Consider the following 2,893-nt stretch of genomic DNA (forward strand, 5'->3'; position numbering starts at 1 on the left):
TTGTTTTCTGTTGTTTTGGTTTCTTCTAGTGTAAACCGATACAACACACTCAATACCATTATTATCAACACAATTATACGAAGAAATAATATCCGTTTCTGTTTTCTTTACTTCGTTGTATTTGATTATATTAAAAAGTTGAATTTCTTCAGAATACACAACTACTCTATGACTTACTCCATCAATTTTAATAATCATTTCAGCTTCTGCTGGTTTTGTCCATTCAGTCCATTTTCCTTTACTGTTCTTTTCTGTAACTGAAAAACTTGTTGTTTTAAATAAAAACTGTTGGCTATAAGATGAAAAACCAATGAATAAAACGAATACTACTATTTTAAGCTTTTTGCTCATTTGAATTAAAATTGAAATTGTTGTGTTTCTTTTTGGGCTTGATGAAATTCATTCATCACATTATCTATAATAGTTTGAACGGGTAAAATATCGTGAATTAAGCCTGAAATTTGTCCGATTTCTAATTCACCTTCAACTAAATCACCTTCAAACATACCTCTTTTTGCTCTTCGTTTGCCTAATAAGGCTTCTAATTCTTCTTTTGATGGACCTTTTGCGTATAATTCTTGTACATCATTATAAAACTTATTCTTTACTAATCTAACTGGTGCTAATTCTTTTAAGGTCAATTGTGTATCACCTTCATTAGCATTTATAACTGTAGTTTTAAAATCTGCATGAGCACTTGATTCTATTGATGCAACAAAACGTGTCCCCATTTGAACTCCATCTGCACCTAAAATCATTGCTGCCATCATTCCTCTTCCTGTAGCAATTCCACCAGCAGCAATTAACGGAATATTAATTTTTTCTCTAACTATTGGTATTAAAGTTAAGGTTGTTGTTTCATCTCTACCATTATGTCCACCTGCTTCAAAACCTTCTGCAACTACAGCATCTACTCCAGCATCTTGTGCTTTCATGGCAAATTTAGCACTACTAACCACATGAACAACTTTTATACCATTGTCTTTTAAAAGTTGTGTCCATGTTTTTGGATTTCCTGCTGAAGTAAAAACGATTTTTACACCTTCTTCAATAATAATTTGGATAATTTCTTCAATATTTGGATAAAGCATTGGAACATTTACCCCAAAAGGTTTGTCTGTTGCTTTTTTGCATTTTTGTATATGTTCTCTTAAAACATCTGGATACATTGAACCTGCTCCAATTAGTCCTAAACCACCAGCATTGCTGACAGCACTTGCTAATTTGTATCCGCTATTCCAAATCATTCCACCTTGAATTATTGGATACTTTATTTCAAAAAGGCTTGTAATTTTATTCATTAATCGTTGAGTTTATTCTATTGGTAAAAGTTATTGTTTGATAATTTTACCTTTTAAATTTATATTTGGCGATGATATTTGGTAATAATATATTCCTGAATTTAAGTTCTCCACATCAAAATTCTGTATTTTTTGCGTAATACTTTCTTCTTTTACTAATTGACCTAAACTATTATATAACAATAGATTTCCGTTTTTAATTTCACTTGCTAAAGTAATTTGATTTACTGCAGGATTTGGATACAAAATCGGATTTTCTATGGTAAAATTCATTGAATTTAAAGCATTTGTCAAGGCTAACTGAAAATCTGGAACTCCATATCCTTTTTGAATTGTTGGATTAGCAAATAAATCTGCAGATTGTTTAATAAAATTAGTTACTTGAACATTTGTAAGAGAAGGAACAGCTGACCAAAACGTAGCCACCATTCCGGCCATAACTGGACTTGAAAATGAGGTCCCATTAGAAACAACTATGCTTCCTGAAGTATTACTTACTGTAGTTAATTGTCCTTTTGCACAAACATCAGGTTTTACTCTTCCGTCAAACGATGGACCAATTGAACTGAAACTTGCGATAGTTTCATTACTATCAACAGCACCAATTGCTAAAGCATTAATTGCTTCTGCTGGAACTCCAACATGTGGTTCAGTACTATTTCCTGAATTTCCAGCACTAATAACAACCATAATACCTTTAGAGAAAGCCATATCTGCTCCTCTTGATGCAAAAGCTGTGGTTCCATTCATATCATTATAAGTGTAACTATAGGCTGGATTATCGTATCCAAAATAACCTAAAGAACTGTTTATAACATCAACACCGTAATAATCTGCCAATTCTGCTGCTTCAACCCAATAGGATTCTTCAACTGGATTTTCAGAATTTATATCTTCTGTAATAAATAAATAATATTGTGAATTTGTAGCTGTTCCAACTAATTGTCCATCAACAAATCCTCCCATGCAAGACAAAACAGAAGTTCCGTGATTATGACGAGAAAAATAATTAGTATTTCTGTCAGGAAAATTATAGCCACCTAATATTTGGTTGTTTGTGATTAAATTTTGAAAAGGAGAAACTGAACCAACTCCAATAAAACCTGAGTCTAAAACTGCTATAATTTTTCCTTGTCCAGTATAATCTTGCTGGTGCAACAAATGACCATTAAGCATTTGAATTTGATTTTCAGAATTTCCATAATTGTATGTTACTAATTCTTCCAATTGTTTATTTACCTTGCTGTATAAGTTGTCTTTCGGTTGTATTTGTCTGGTATTTAAAGCATCATTTGCAAAGTCAATTGAATTCACGAAAGTTAAATTCAACAAGGCTTGAATATCTGATTGACTTCCTCTTACATGAATTGAATTCAGCCATTTTGATTTTGCCATAACTGTTATTCCAGAAATTGCTTCAATTTGGTCAATAAATGGTTGATGCACAGGAGCGTCTGTTATATCTAAAGGAATGTTTTGAGCTGTTCTTCTATCTAATGCTCTTTGAGAAAGCATTGTTAATGGATTTGCTAAAAAGGTTGAAGCATTAGGTTTATTGGTAAAGTAAACCCAAGCATCTTGTTCTTGTGCAA

Annotated in this window: 3 protein-coding genes; all 3 read right to left on the minus strand. The window is 32.0% G+C overall.

What is annotated here, in order from left to right; genetic code table 11:
• Positions 1-351 (minus strand): hypothetical protein (locus tag AACZ53_RS14350; RefSeq protein ID WP_339839860.1); only part of this gene is annotated, 351 nt, incomplete at its 3' end.
• Between the two features lie 5 nt (positions 352-356).
• The gene (locus AACZ53_RS14355; RefSeq protein WP_339839862.1) at positions 357-1,301 is read right to left on the minus strand and encodes a nitronate monooxygenase; all 945 of its coding nucleotides are present in this window, start codon (positions 1,299-1,301) and stop codon (positions 357-359) included.
• Between the two features lie 30 nt (positions 1,302-1,331).
• Positions 1,332-2,893: S8 family serine peptidase (locus AACZ53_RS14360; protein ID WP_339839864.1), on the minus strand; the 1,562-nt coding region annotated here is incomplete at its 5' end.

This window comes from uncultured Flavobacterium sp. (genome assembly GCF_963975005.1).
GTDB lineage: Bacteria > Bacteroidota > Bacteroidia > Flavobacteriales > Flavobacteriaceae > Flavobacterium.